The 14,254-nt window shown below is 60.9% G+C and carries 12 protein-coding genes and 1 pseudogene; 3 read left to right on the forward strand and 10 right to left on the reverse strand.

The genetic code is table 11. The features are described from left to right. Positions 1–234: pseudogene (locus tag AC3WWR_RS10820) on the reverse strand (hypothetical protein); the annotation flags it as partial. 82 nt (positions 235–316) lie between these two features. Between AC3WWR_RS10820 and AC3WWR_RS10825 the strand changes: the two are divergent. From AC3WWR_RS10825 to AC3WWR_RS10835, 3 genes are all read left to right on the forward strand, one after another. Further along, positions 317–538 (forward strand): hypothetical protein, encoded by a 222-nt coding sequence (locus tag AC3WWR_RS10825; protein WP_179055788.1) that lies wholly within the window; start codon positions 317–319, stop codon positions 536–538. A gap of 249 nt (positions 539–787) precedes the next feature. Next, positions 788–2,056, forward strand: coding sequence for an OprD family porin (locus tag AC3WWR_RS10830; RefSeq protein WP_093935845.1), 1,269 nt, complete (start codon positions 788–790; stop codon positions 2,054–2,056). Between the two features lie 147 nt (positions 2,057–2,203). Beyond that, positions 2,204–3,697 (forward strand): sensor domain-containing diguanylate cyclase, encoded by a 1,494-nt coding sequence (locus tag AC3WWR_RS10835; protein ID WP_033040313.1) that lies wholly within the window; start codon positions 2,204–2,206, stop codon positions 3,695–3,697. A gap of 78 nt (positions 3,698–3,775) precedes the next feature. Here AC3WWR_RS10835 and lpxC read toward each other — a convergent pair whose 3' ends face one another. The 9 genes from lpxC to murD form a co-directional block, all read right to left on the reverse strand. Further along, positions 3,776–4,687, reverse strand: a complete 912-nt coding sequence (gene lpxC / locus AC3WWR_RS10840) for a UDP-3-O-acyl-N-acetylglucosamine deacetylase (RefSeq protein WP_008060300.1) — start codon at positions 4,685–4,687, stop codon at positions 3,776–3,778. A 112-nt stretch (positions 4,688–4,799) separates the two neighbouring features. Continuing rightward, entirely contained in the window at positions 4,800–5,993 is a 1,194-nt protein-coding gene (gene ftsZ, locus AC3WWR_RS10845) for a cell division protein FtsZ (RefSeq protein ID WP_020800853.1), read from the reverse strand. A 78-nt stretch (positions 5,994–6,071) separates the two neighbouring features. Further along, positions 6,072–7,331 (reverse strand): cell division protein FtsA, encoded by a 1,260-nt coding sequence (ftsA, locus tag AC3WWR_RS10850; protein WP_008060298.1) that lies wholly within the window; start codon positions 7,329–7,331, stop codon positions 6,072–6,074. Between the two features lie 15 nt (positions 7,332–7,346). Continuing rightward, positions 7,347–8,213, reverse strand: coding sequence for a cell division protein FtsQ/DivIB (locus tag AC3WWR_RS10855; RefSeq protein ID WP_033040309.1), 867 nt, complete (start codon positions 8,211–8,213; stop codon positions 7,347–7,349). A 4-nt stretch (positions 8,214–8,217) separates the two neighbouring features. Then, positions 8,218–9,183 (reverse strand): D-alanine--D-alanine ligase, encoded by a 966-nt coding sequence (locus AC3WWR_RS10860; protein WP_083349735.1) that lies wholly within the window; start codon positions 9,181–9,183, stop codon positions 8,218–8,220. Beyond that, a complete protein-coding gene (gene murC, locus AC3WWR_RS10865; RefSeq protein WP_020800850.1) occupies positions 9,180–10,640 on the reverse strand; it encodes a UDP-N-acetylmuramate--L-alanine ligase in 1,461 nt (486 codons plus the stop codon). Before murC ends, AC3WWR_RS10860 begins: the two co-directional genes overlap by 4 nt. Continuing rightward, on the reverse strand, positions 10,633–11,703 hold the full coding sequence (gene murG / locus AC3WWR_RS10870) for an undecaprenyldiphospho-muramoylpentapeptide beta-N-acetylglucosaminyltransferase (protein WP_020800849.1): 1,071 nt from the start codon (positions 11,701–11,703) through the stop codon (positions 10,633–10,635). The genes murC and murG overlap by 8 nt, the downstream gene beginning before the upstream one ends. After that, positions 11,693–12,910, reverse strand: a complete 1,218-nt coding sequence (ftsW, locus tag AC3WWR_RS10875; RefSeq protein ID WP_020800848.1) for a putative lipid II flippase FtsW — start codon at positions 12,908–12,910, stop codon at positions 11,693–11,695. Before ftsW ends, murG begins: the two co-directional genes overlap by 11 nt. Beyond that, the gene (gene murD / locus AC3WWR_RS10880) at positions 12,907–14,253 is read right to left on the reverse strand and encodes a UDP-N-acetylmuramoyl-L-alanine--D-glutamate ligase (protein WP_432668569.1); all 1,347 of its coding nucleotides are present in this window, start codon (positions 14,251–14,253) and stop codon (positions 12,907–12,909) included. The genes ftsW and murD overlap by 4 nt, the downstream gene beginning before the upstream one ends. Position 14,254: the final 1 nt, after the last annotated feature.

Raw genomic sequence — 14,254 nt, forward strand, 5'->3', positions numbered from 1 at the left:
CAGGGGCAAGAGCCCTTGGTTACTTAGGGCCGGGCGGCGTTCCGTTTTTCCAAGTGACTCGCCGTAAGGGCGAAACCATAGGTGGCCGTTACCGCAGAATTGGATATGTACACCTGAAAGATTAGCTCCAGCTGTCAGGACGCCTTCGCCGGCAAACCTGGCTCCTACAAAAAATCTTTCCCGCGCGTTGTGTCGGAAGCTCGATCTTTGCTCTTTAGGTAACAGTCCTTTCATGAATCCGCTCTTTTTCCTTTCCCTCAAGCCCCTTATCTTTGCCCGCACCAAACAGCACTTGCCAAGCAAGAAGGTTTAAAAGATGTCCAACAGTATGGGTATTGCCAGCGCTTTCGTTCTGTCTTCTCTGTTCCTGTCTCCGTTCGCCATGGCCGAAGAGTCGCAGGCCTTCGTCGCGCAAAATGCCGCCCGGGCGGCAGCCTACGAAGAGCACCAGATCGAGATGACCGCCAAAGCCCAGGAGGCCACCCAAGCCCCACAAGCGTCGAGCGTCCAGGCCAAGCAGGCTGAGAAAGACAGCTGATCGCCGCTCACCGCTCCAGTTTCCCTCGACACTTTTCAACGGCTCTTCCCATTGAAAAGTTGTCTTCAAAGCCGCTGCTGTCAGCGGCTTTTTTTCGTTGTGGTTTTTGCCACCCGCCGCGTCCTTTTTTCGCCAACAAGACACCTCTGCGACTGCAAGAAAAGTGCTGTTCCCCGCTGACCCAGGAGCTTTACCCCCGTGCGTTTCCCACTCAGTTCACCTGCGCTGTTCGTTGCAATCGCTGCAACGATGACGGCCAATGCTCACGCCACCGACAATTCAGCTGCCCAAGGTTTCGCCGAAGACGCCAGCCTCACCCTCAACGCGCGCAACTACTACATGAACCGCAATCGCCAGCAGCAGGCCGATGACAATATTGAATGGGGCCAGGGTTTCCTGGGCATCTTCGAATCGGGCTTCACTGAAGGCAGCGTCGGGTTCGGCTTCGACGCACATGCCATGCTTGGGCTCAAGCTCGACGGTGGCGGTGGCACGGACAATTCGAGCATCCTGCCGGTCAGCGATGGCAACGGCAAGGCACCGGGCTCTTTCTCCACCGCAGGCGGCACCCTGAAAATGCGTGCCTTCGATACCGAATTGAAGGCCGGTGACCTGTTTCTCGCCAATCCGGTGATTGCCGGCGGTGAGACCCGCATGTTGCCGCAGACCTTTCGCGGGGTCAGCCTGACCAACCACAGCTTCGACGGCTGGCTGATAGAGGGTGGGCAAGCGAGCTTCACCAAGCCGTATAACCAAAGTGGCCATACCCGTATCGGCACGTCCTACGGCACCTTGGCCGAAGGTGACGAGAGCCGGCATCTCAACTGGGCAGGCGTGGCCTGGAGCGGTCTGCCCGGCTTGAGCAGCAGCCTGTATGCCGCCGAGCTCAAGGACATTTGGAACCAGTACTACTACGACCTCGATTACACCTATGCGCTCAACGAGGTGGTCAGCCTCAACCCAGGCCTGCACTTCTATCACACGCAAGACACCGGTGACGCGCTGCTCGGCCACATCGACAACAACACCTACAGCCTGCATTTCACCCTCGGCATCGGCAATCACAGCGTCACCACTGCTTACCAGCGAGTCAATGGCAACACCCCATTCGACTACATCAGCCAGGGCGATAGCGTCTTCCTCGACAACTCCCAGCAATACTCGGACTTCAACGGCCCCAACGAACGCTCATGGAAACTCAAGTACGCCTATGACTTTGTCGGACTCGGCCTGCCGGGACTGACCTCCGCGTTGTCCTACTCCCGAGGCAAGCTGGACCTGACCAAAGTCGATCCAGACAGCCCAGGGTACAGCGCTTGGTATAGCGCCGACGGCAAAAACGCCAGGCACTGGGAGCGCGACATCGAACTCAAGTACGTGGTCCAGGCTGGCCAGGCGAAAAACCTTGCCCTACGCCTGCAATGGGCAACGAACCGGGGTGGCAACGGTTATGGCGCACTGGATCAGGACACTGACGAATACCGGGTGATTTTCGACTACCCGCTCAATGTCTTCTAAGCTTCAGTAAACAAAAGGCCGGCACGTTTTGCTGGCCTTTTTTTATCCGGAGTGCGCAGGGAGGCGGTGGATATGACGGGTGTCCGGGACGCTGCCCGATTCTTGTAAAAGAATGTTCCCGACGCCTAGACAGCAGAAGCCAGAACCATGAGCGAGCGCAGCGCGACATTTCACCCCACAACCCCATCCACGCGTTCCGAGCGATTGGTGATTGTCGGCAGCGTCTTGATGGTGATTGCCATCCTCGGCATCGTGGCGTTCCTGCTGGTGCGTGAACGCGCCAATGCCGAACTGTCAGCCAGTCGCTCCGCGGCCAACATTGTGCAATTGATCGAAGCCGACGTCCTGCGCAACATCGAGCTCTATGACGTCTCCTTGCTCGGCTTGATCGCGGCCTCGCGTCGTGAAGACCTCATGCACGTTTCCCCGCAGATCCGTCACCTGGCCTTGTTCGATCGCGCCACCGCGGCACCGTACAAGGGTGACATCCTGTTGCTCGACCAGCAGGGCAACGTAGTCGCCGACTCGGCTTCGCGAGAACCGAGGAAAGGTAACTTTGCCGACCGCGAGTACTTCCAGTCCCACGTGAACAACAGCGACCCGGGCATGTTCATCAGCCGTCCTTTTCGGTCCCGGTTGGCCAACAACGAATGGCGCATCAGCTTCAGCCGCCGGATCAGTGGCGCCCAGGGCGAGTTCCTTGGAGTCGCCGAAGCGGCCATGCGCCTGAGCTACTTCGAACAGCTGTTCAACAGCCTGAACATCGGTCCTGACAGCTCGATCAGCCTGATCAACAAGGATGGAATTCTCCTAGCCCAAGTCCCTCGCCTGGGCGAAGACCTGACCGGCTCGGACTTCAGCAGTCGCCCCAACTTCCAGCGCATCGTCAAGGAAGGCAACGGCAGCTTCAGCAGTGTCTCGAGTCGCCACCAGGATCAACGGCTCTACACCTTTTCCCAGGTTGGCAATCTGCCGCTGATTGTCATCGTGGCGCTGTCGGGCGCGGAAGTGTTTGCTTCGTGGCAACGCACGGCGCTGGTGGTCAGCCTGGCCACGATTGCGCTGTGTGCGTGCCTGCTGTGGCTGACCTGGTTGCTCTGCCGCGAACTGCGCCTGCGCCACCATGCCGAACTGGAACTGGCGCAACTGGCCGCCACCGACGCCTTGACCGGTCTGGCGAACCGCCGCACGCTGGACCAGACGTTGCGTCATGAGTGGTTTCGCGCCCAGCGTTCCGGCAAGCCATTGTCGCTGCTGATGATCGACGCCGATCACTTCAAGGCCTTCAACGATCGTCACGGCCATCAAGCCGGCGATGAGGCCTTGCGCGCAGTGGCCAATGTGTTGCGCACCCACGTAAGGCGGCCTGCCGACCTGGTCGCGCGCTACGGAGGCGAGGAGTTTTCGGTGGTCCTGCCGGAAACCGATATGGCGGGCGCGCAACAGATCGCCGAGCGCATTCGAGAGGCCGTCGAGCAGCTACCGCCGATCGACGGGACCGACTCGCCAATTACCGTGAGCATTGGCATCAGCACCTGGAACGCCTGCTCCGACATCAACCTGGAGGTGCTGATGTTCGCCGCGGACAAAGCGTTGTATCAAGCCAAGGAGACCGGGCGCAATCGGGTAGTAGCCTTGTAGTGGATGGCGATGAACATTCGCACACATAAAAAAAGGCCACCCGAAGGCAGCCTTTAAAAAACTAGAGAGGTTTTTTACTTACACGGCCGCTACAGGGCGCATGTAAGAGATCGGTGCGGTGCTGGCGTCTTCGAACGTCACGACTTCCCAGGCATCTGTCTGCTCAATCAACTTGCGCAGCAGCTGGTTGTTCAGTGCGTGGCCGGACTTGAAGCCCTTGAACTCACCAATCAGGCTATTGCCCAGCAGGTAGAGGTCACCAATTGCATCGAGGATCTTGTGTTTCACGAATTCGTCTTCGTAGCGAAGGCCGTCTTCGTTCAATACACCATCAGCGTCGACCACAATAGCGTTTTCAACACTGCCGCCGAGTGCGAGGTTGTGCTTGCGCAGGTACTCGATGTCACTCATGAAACCAAAGGTACGGGCGCGGCTGACTTCTTTTACGAACGAAGTGCTGGAAAAATCCACGCTTGCACTTTGTGTGCGGTCACGGAAAACCGGGTGATCGAAATCGATCTCGAAACTCACCTTGAAACCTTCGAAAGGGACGAAAGTGGCGCGCTTGTCGCCGTCTTCCACAGTCACTTCACGCAGGATGCGGATGAACTTCTTGGCGGCGTCCTGCTCTTCCAGGCCAGCCGACTGAATCAGGAATACGAAAGGTCCAGCGCTGCCATCCATGATCGGGACTTCGGACGCGGAGAGCTCGACGTAGGCGTTATCGATGCCCAGGCCAGCCATGGCCGAGAGCAAGTGCTCCACCGTATCCACTTTGACGTCACCGTTGACCAGTGTGGTCGACATGGTGGTTTCGCCAACGTTTTCTGCGCGTGCAGGGATCTGCACCACGGGATCGAGGTCGGCACGACAAAACACAATGCCGGTGTCGATCGGCGCAGGCTTGAGGGTCAGGTATACCTTCTCCCCGGAGTGCAGACCTACACCTGTGGCACGGATAATATTTTTCAGTGTGCGTTGTTTAATCATGGCTTGGGCCGCTTCAGCGCAAATTGCGAACTGGTATCAACAAAGGCTGGCGATGATAGCAGACCACGCCTTTGCTGAACACCAATCACCTTCATAGCCCTGATACATTTCATCAATCGGCCTGACGACGCAGGAATGCCGGGATGTCCAGGTAGTCCAGATCATCTTGCGGATTCATCTTCGCGGCAGTCGCAGCACCGGCCTGGGCCTGGTTGCGCATGACGGTCGGACGGTCCAGGTCACGGTAGTTCACCGCTGGAGCGTCCTGACGAACAGGGGCCTGTTGTTGCGGCTGGGAAGCCATCGACGTGTGGACGGTATTGTCGATGATCTTCACCGGCTTCTCGATTTTAGCGCCCAAACCGGTCGCAACGACAGTCACGTGCAGCTCGTCGCGCATGTCTGGATCGATAACGGTACCGACCTTGACCATGGCGTGCTCGGAAGCGAAGGCTTCGATGATGCTACCCACGTCGGAGTACTCACCCAGGGACAGGTCAGGACCGGCGGTGATGTTCACCAGGATGCCGCGTGCACCTTGCAGGTTCACGTCTTCGAGCAACGGGTTGCGAATGGCCGCTTCGGTAGCCTCGCGTGCACGGTTCGGACCGCTGGCGCAGCCAGTGCCCATCATCGCCATGCCCATTTCGCTCATCACGGTACGTACGTCGGCAAAGTCGACGTTGATCATGCCCGGACGCTTGATGATGTCGGAGATACCGCGAACGGCACCGGCCAGTACATCGTCAGCCTTGGCGAAAGCCGACAAGAGGCTGGCGTCCTTACCGAGGATGGTCAGCAGCTTCTCGTTCGGAATGGTGATCAACGAGTCGACGCTTTCCGACAGCAGGCGGATGCCTTCATCGGCAATCTGCATGCGCTTGCGACCTTCGAACGGGAACGGACGAGTCACCACCGCAACGGTGAGAATCCCCATTTCCTTGGCCACTTCGGCAATGATTGGCGCAGCACCGGTACCGGTACCACCGCCCATGCCAGTGGTGATGAACACCATGTTGGTGCCCTGCAGGACTTCGGCAATGCGCTCACGATCTTCGAGAGCGGCCTGACGACCTACTTCAGGGTTGGCACCCGCGCCCAGGCCTTTGGTCACGCCGGTACCCAGTTGCAGGATGGTCCGCGCGCCAATGCTCTTGAGCGCCTGGGCATCAGTGTTGGCGCAGATGAACTCAACGCCTTCAATGTTGCTCTTGACCATGTGATTCACGGCGTTGCCACCGCCACCGCCGACACCGATAACTTTAATAACCGGGCTTGCGGGGATGTTGTCTACGAGTTCGAACATTTTCCCTCTCCTTTACGTTCTCTAGTTTTTTCGCCTACTGCCTGTATCTACAACGGTGTTGCGGTGCTGCGGTAAATCTTAGAAATTGCCCTGGACCCAGCTCTTGATGCGATCGAGCAAGGCACCTTTGGGTTCTTCGTTGCTGAAGCTGTCGCGGCTGCCGATACCCGAGAACGAGATGCCGTCGGATTGCTTCTGCAGGCCGTACATCAACAGGCCAACGCCCGTGGAATAGATCGGGTTGCGCACCACGTCATCCAGGCCCTTGACGCCGTGGGGCACGCCCAGGCGCACCGGCATGTGGAAGATTTCCTCGGCCAGTTCAGTGGCGCCTTCCATCTTCGCGGTACCGCCAGTCAGCACGATGCCGGCCGGGATCAGGTCTTCGTAGCCACTGCGACGCAGCTCAGCCTGGATCAGCGTGAACAGTTCGTCGTAACGCGGCTCGACCACTTCGGCCAGGGCCTGGCGGGACAGCTCGCGCGGCGGACGGTCGCCGACGCTCGGGACCTTGATGGTTTCACCGGCGCCCGCCAGTTTGGCCAGGGCGCAGGCGTAGCGGATCTTGATTTCTTCGGCGTACTGGGTCGGAGTGCGCAACGCCATCGCGATGTCGTTGGTCACCTGGTCGCCCGCAATCGGGATCACCGCGGTGTGACGGATCGCGCCTTCGGTGAAGATCGCGATGTCGGTGGTGCCGCCACCGATGTCCACCAGGCACACGCCCAGCTCTTTCTCGTCGTCGGTCAGCACGGAATAAGCCGAAGCGAGTTGCTCGAGGATGATGTCGTCGATTTCCAGGCCGCAGCGACGCACACATTTTTCAATGTTCTGTGCGGCGTTGACGGCGCAGGTGACCACGTGGACCTTGGCTTCCAGGCGCACACCGGACATGCCCAGTGGCTCGCGGACGCCTTCCTGGTTATCGATCACGTAATCCTGCGGCAAGGTGTGCAGCACCCGCTGGTCAGCCGGGATCGCCACGGCCTGGGCGGCGTCGAGTACGCGCTCAAGGTCGGCGGAGCTGACTTCGCGATCACGAATTGCCACGATGCCGTGGGAGTTCAGGCTGCGGATATGGTTGCCGGCCACGCCGACAAACGCCGAGTGGATACGGCAGCCAGCCATCAGCTGCGCTTCTTCGATGGCGCGCTGGATCGACTGCACGGTGGACTCGATGTTCACCACCACGCCTTTCTTCAGGCCTCGGGACGGATGGGTGCCGATCCCGACGATTTCCAGCGTGCCGTCGTCCGCGACCTCGCCGACCAGCGCCACCACCTTGGAGGTGCCGATATCGAGACCGACGATCATTTTGCCGCTTTGCACGTTTGCCATGGGGTCCTGCCTCTCTTAATTCTTCGCGACAGCGGGTTGGGCTGTCGTCGGCGCTACTGGTTCCCGCCAGCCAACAGCGAGGCCGTTGGCGTAGCGCAGATCGATGCGCGCAATGTTCGTAATCTGCTCTTTGAGCGTCTTGTCATAGATGGCAATGAAACGGCGCATCTTTTCCACCAGGTTGCCGCGTCCCAGCAGCAGTTCGATCCCGGGCCCGGCACTGCCAGGGCCGGTCGTCAGGAACCAGCTGCCTCGTTCACGCAACTCCAGGCGCGCAATCGAGAAGCCCAATGGCCTGAGCAACTGGCTCAGTACCTGATATTGCTGCATCACCTGCTGTTGGGCCCGCTGCGGACCAAACAACTGCGGCAAGTGTTCGTAGTTGGCCAGCTCGCGCGGTGTGAACGCCTGCCCCTGGTTATTCAGCAGCGATTCGTCGCCCCAACGGGCCACCGGCAGTTGTTCTTCCAGGCGAATCACCACCTGATCCGGCCACACCCTGCGCACTTCGGCGTGGGCAATCCATGGCATCGTTTCAAGCTCGGTGCGCATGCTCTCAAGGTCGATGGTGAAGAAGCTCGCCGCAACGAACGGGGCGATTCGCTGCTGCACCGCTTGCTGGCTGATGTAGCTCAGGTCGCCCTGTACCGCGATCTTGGTGATCGGTCGATCGGCATACGGCAATAAACGCTGCGCGCCTTCATAAGTACCGAACCCCAACGCCACCAGCAGGACTGGCCAGAACAGCGCTTTGACAAAGCCAAAGTTGGCTTTCGGCAGGCGCGCGGACATCGGCTCTTTGGCCACCATTCGGCTGGCACCCCGCGGCACCGGCTTGCGACCGGGTGCGGTAGGCTGATGTCTCAACTGTGCGCCTTGCATGGTCTTAACCTCGCGGCTCTTGCTTGCCGAAGCTCTCGGCCAGAATGGCCAGAACCAGTTGCTGGAAATCCAGGCCGGCAGCACGGGCCGCCATCGGCACCAGGCTGTGATCGGTCATGCCCGGTGCCGTGTTGACTTCCAGGAACCAGAACTGCCCCTCGGCGTCCTGCATCACATCCGCCCTGCCCCAACCGGCGATACCCAAGGCTTCACAGGCTTTCGCCGTGAGGTCCATGAGTTCCTTTTCCTTGGCGCTGTCCAGGCCGCACGGAATACGGTACTGGGTATCGTTGGCGATGTACTTGGCGTCGTAGTCGTAGAAACTGTGCGTCGTGCCCAGGGCGATTGGAGGCAACACCTGGTCACGCAGGGTGGCGATGGTGAACTCCGGACCGTGAATCCATTGCTCGACCAACACTTGCGAATCGTAGGTACTGGCCGCTTTCCAGGCGTCGATCAATTCAGACGCGGAACTCACTTTGGCCATACCGATACTTGAACCTTCATGGGCCGGTTTGACGATCAAAGGGAAGCCCAGTTCCGTCGCCGCCGAAATACAATCGGCTTCGCTGCTCAGTACCGAGTGACGTGGCGTCGGAATCCCCAGGCTGTGCCAGACCTGCTTGGTGCGCAGCTTGTCCATGGCCAGCGCCGAGGCGAGGATGCCGCTGCCGGTGTAGGGAATCCCCAGGCACTCGAGCAGGCCCTGCATGCTGCCGTCTTCACCGCCACGGCCGTGGAGGATGATGAAGGCGCGGTCGATCTTTTCGTTCAGCAGACGCTGCAACAGGTCATCGCCGACGTCGAGGCCGAACGCGTCCACACCTGCACTGAGCAACGCATCGAGAACGGCGTTACCCGACTTCAGGGACACTTCGCGTTCGGCACTCTTGCCGCCGAACAGCACGGCGACGCGGCCGAAGTCTTTCGGCGCGACGGTGCTGGCGAGGTTGGCGTAGGCAGCAGTCATTTCAACTTCCCCTCCACCGATGCAACAACGGCACCGGCGAACAACTCACTTTTCAACAGTTTCGGTGCGAGACCGCCGATATCACCGGCGCCCTGGCACAGCAGGATGTCACCGGCACGCAACAGCGGCTTGACCAGCGGCGCGAGGTCGACACCGCGCTCGATGTAGATCGGGTCGAGCTGGCCGCGCTGGCGGATGCTGTTGCACAGCTTGCGGCTGTCGGCACCGGGGATCGGTTCTTCGCCGGCCGGATAGACTTCCATCAGCAGCAGGACGTTGGCGTCGGCCAGTACATTGACGAAGTCGTCGTACAGGTCGCGCGTACGGCTGTAACGGTGCGGCTGGTAGACCATCACCAGGCGACGCTCCGGCCAACCACCGCGCACGGCCTTGATCACCGCGGCGACTTCGGTCGGGTGGTGACCGTAGTCGTCCACCAGCATCACCTGGCCACCGTCCACCGGCAGTTCGCCGTAGACCTGGAAGCGTCGGCCAACGCCCTGGAACCCGGACAGGCCCTGGACGATGGCTTCATCGCTGACGCCTTCGTCGGTGGCGATGCAGATGGTTGCCAGGGCGTTCAATACGTTGTGGTTGCCCGGCATGTTCACCGACACATCCAGTGGTTCACGGTCAGGGCGCAGCACGGTGAAGAACGTCTGCATGCCTTGCTGGCGCACATTGATGGCGCGCACGTCGCAGTCTTCGCCGAAGCCGTAGGTAACGGTCGGACGCTTGACCTGCGGGAGGATTTCACGCACCACCGGATCGTCCAGGCACACCACCGCCAGGCCGTAGAAAGGCAGGTTATGCAGGAACTCGACGAAGGTTTTCTTCAGTTTGTTGAAGTCACCGTCGTAGGTCGCCATGTGGTCGGCGTCGATGTTGGTGACCACGGCCACCAGCGGCTGCAAGTGCAGGAAGCTGGCGTCACTTTCGTCGGCTTCGGCGATCAGGTAGCGGCTGGTGCCAAGCTGGGCATTGGTGCCAGCTGCATTCAGGCGGCCACCGATGACGAACGTCGGGTCCAGGCCGCCGGCGGCGAAGACCGAGGCGATCAGGCTGGTGGTGGTGGTCTTGCCGTGGGTACCGGCAACGGCGATGCCGTGGCGATAACGCATCAGCTCGGCCAGCATTTCCGCCCGAGGCACGACCGGGATGCGACGTTCCAGCGCGGTGGCGACTTCCGGGTTGGAGGTGTTCACGGCGCTGGACACCACCAGCACATCGGCGGCGGCAGCGTTCTCGGCGCGGTGACCAATGAAAATCTGCGCGCCGAAAGATTCCAGGCGCTCGGTGACGGGCGAAGCCTTGAGGTCGGAACCGGACACTTCGTAGCCCAGGTTCAGCAACACCTCGGCAATCCCGCACATGCCCACGCCGCCGATCCCGACGAAGTGGATGCGACGGATGCGGCGCATTTCCGGTTGCGGCATGGCTTTCTGATTCTCAACCATGGGCCACCTCCAGGCAGGTATCGACCACGTTACGGGTGGCATCGGGTTTGGCCAGGCGGCGGGCCGCAGTGGCCATATCGTTGAGTCGTTGTGGTTGCATCAGGACCTCTGTCAGGCGCGCGGCAAGATCCGCTGCACCGGTCGTTCTTTGCGGCATCAGGAAGGCTGCGCCTTCACGGGCCAAATAATCGGCGTTGCGGGTCTGGTGATCGTCGATCGCATGGGGCAACGGCACCAGCATCGAGGGCAGACCGGCGGCAGCCAGTTCACTGATGGTCAGCGCACCTGCGCGACATACCACCAGGTCGGCCCAGCCATAGGCTTGGGCCATGTCTTTGATGAACGGCTGCACTTGCGCCTCGACGCCAGCCGCGAGGTAGCGCTGCGCAGTCACTTCATCGTGGTTTTTGCCGGCCTGATGGAACACGTCCGGGCGCAGGTCGACGGGGACTTGCGACAGGGCTTCAGGCAGCAGCTTGTTCAACGGTTCTGCGCCCAGGCTTCCACCCAGGATCAGCAAACGCGCCTTGCGACCGGCCAGGGCTGGTCGCGGTGTTTCGAGGAACAGCTCGGTGCGCACCGGGTTACCGGTGGTCCGTCGGCTGCTCGACAGGGTAAAGGTGTCGGGGAACGCTTCACAGACCCGGGCGGCCAACGGCACGAGCAACCGATTGGCGGTACCGGCCACGGCGTTCTGTTCGTGAACGATCACCGGCACGCCGGCCAGTTTGGCTGCGACACCGCCGGGACCGGTCACATAACCACCAAAACCCACCACGCAAGCCGGTTGCAAACGACGAATGATCGCCCGCGCCTGCCACACCGACTTGAGCAACATGAACGGCGCCTTGAGCAGGGACAACTTGCCCTTGCCGCGCAAACCGCTGGCGTTGATCCGATGCAGTTCGATGCCGGCCGCCGGAACCAGTTCGTTCTCGATGCCGCGCGGCGTGCCCAGCCAGTGCACGGTGTAGCCGCGGGACTGGAATTCGCGGGCACAGGCCAAGGCCGGGAACACATGGCCCCCGGTGCCACCGGCCATGATCAATACGTTAGCGCCCATGGTTCGGCTCCTCGGCGAAGTCGCTCTCATGGAATTCCATCTCTTCGCTGCCCAGGTGGGTTCGACTCTCCCACTCGATGCGCAGCAACAACCCCAGACAGGCGCAGCAGATCACCAACGAACTGCCGCCATAGCTGAGAAACGGCAGGGTCAGGCCCTTGGTCGGCAGCAGGCCGACGTTCACGCCGATATTGATCAGGAACTGCCCGATCCACAGGAACGACAAACCGTAGGCGACATAGGCGGCGAAGAACTGCTTGGCCTTCTCGGCCCACAAGCCGATGTACATGCCGCGAATACAAACGAAGACGAACAGTGCCACGGTGCACAGGGAACCCACGGCACCCAGCTCTTCGGCCAGGACCGAGAACACGAAGTCGGTGTGGGCTTCCGGCAGGTAGAACTGTTTCTGCACGCTGTTGCCCAGGCCGACGCCCAGCCACTCGCCGCGACCGAAAGCGATCAACGCCTGGGACAGCTGATAGCCGGCACCGAACTGGTCGGCCCATGGGTCGGCAAAGTTGGTCAGGCGCGCCATTCGATACGGCTGCATCTGGATCAGCAACACCACCGCCCCGACCGCCAGGACCACCATCAGAGAAAACCGGAACAGCCCGACACCACCGAGGAACAGCATCGCCGCCGCCGCACCCATCATCACGACGGTGGCACCGAAGTCCGGTTCCATCAGCAACAGGCCCGCCATCGGCAGCAACACGATGAATGGCTTGAAGAACCCCATCCAGCTCTCACGCACTTCTTTCTGGCGACGCACCAGGTAACCGGCGAGGTAGATCACCACGAACACCTTGGCGATCTCGGAAGGCTGGACGTTGAAAAAACTGAAGCCGATCCAGCGCATCGAACCGTTCACCTCACGGCCGATCCCCGGGATGATCACCATCACCAGCAAACCGAATGCCCCCAACAGCATCAGCCAGCCCAGGCGTTGCCAGGTGGCGATCGGGATCATCATGGTGACGATGCAGGCACCCAGGCCCAGCACCACGTAGATAAGGTGGCGAATCATGTAGTACAGGGCGCTGCCCGACTGGACCGCCGCCACTTCGGTGGAGGCCGATGCAATCATGACCAGCCCCAGGCCCAGCAGCGTCAGGCAACCGACGAGCATCGGAAAGTCGAGGTCGATACCGCGCCCGGTGATCAGTGGCGATGGGTACGGCTTGATGATGCCTCGAAGACTCATGCCAGTTCCTCCACGGCTTGGACGAATTGGTGACCACGATCTTCGTAGTTCTTGAACATGTCGAAACTGGCGCACGCTGGCGACAGCAGCACCACGTCGCCCGTTTGAGCAGTGGCGCGGCATTGCTCGACGGCTTCGACCAGGGAGCCCGCACGAATCAGCGGTACGGCATCGCCGATGGCCTGGCCGATCTTGTCGCTGTCGCGGCCCATGAGGATCACGGCGCGGCAGTTGGCCGCCACCGGATCACGCAGGTCCTTGAATTCGGCGCCCTTGCCATCGCCACCTGCGATCAGCACGACTTTGCCGTCGATGTCCGCGCCCAGGCCTTCGATGGCCGCCAGCGCGGCGCCGACATTGGTGGCTTTGGAATCGTTGTAATAGCCCACGCCATCCAGGTCACGGACCCATTGGCAACGATGCTCCAGCCCGGCGAAATTGCGCAGGGCCGACAGCATGGCGTCGAACGGCAAGCCGACGGCGTGGCCGAGTGCCAAGGCCGCCAGGGCGTTGGACTGGTTATGGGCGCCGCGAACTTTCAATTCGCGCACTGGCATCAAGTTCTGGAATTCAAAAGCCAGGTATTTCTCGCCGCCTTCTTCGCGGATCCCGAAAGCCTTGAAGTCAGGCTTGTTCAGGCCGAAAGTCCAGCATGGCTGACCCTCGCCGATCAGTGGCCGGCTCAGGGCGTCCTGGCGGTTGACCACGAACTGCCTGGCACCGCGGAATATCCGGTGCTTGGCCAGGTGATAGGCCGGCAGGCCGCTGTAGCGGTCCATGTGGTCTTCGCTGATGTTGAGCACGGTCGCCACTTCGGCGTTGAGTTGATCGGTGGTTTCCAGTTGGAAACTCGACAGCTCCATCACGTACAACTCGATGTCGTCGGTGAGCAAATCCAGCGCTGGCGTACCCAGGTTGCCACCGACGGCCACACGCTTGCCCGCCGCAGCGGCCATCTCGCCGACCAGGGTGGTCACGGTGCTTTTCGCATTGGAACCGGTGATGGCCACGATCGGCGCCTTCGCGTTACGCGCGAACAGCTCGATGTCGCCGGACAATTTCACGCCACGGGCAGCGGCGGCCTGCAGGGCCGGGGTCGCCAGTGCCAGGCCGGGGCTCACGTAGAGCTCGTCGGCACGGCACAGGAACTCGACGTCCAACTCGCCACAACGCACTTCCACCTGCGGGTAGTCACGCTTGAGCGTGGCCAGTTCCGGTGGATTTTCCCGCGTATCGGCCACTGCAAACGCCACGCCCCGGTTCGCCAGGAAGCGAACCAGGGACATGCCGCTCTTGCCGAGGCCGACAACGATGCGGAAGTGGTCAGACGCGATCAGGGACACG

It is taken from the genome of Pseudomonas sp. EB271-G4-1, from assembly GCF_058791355.1.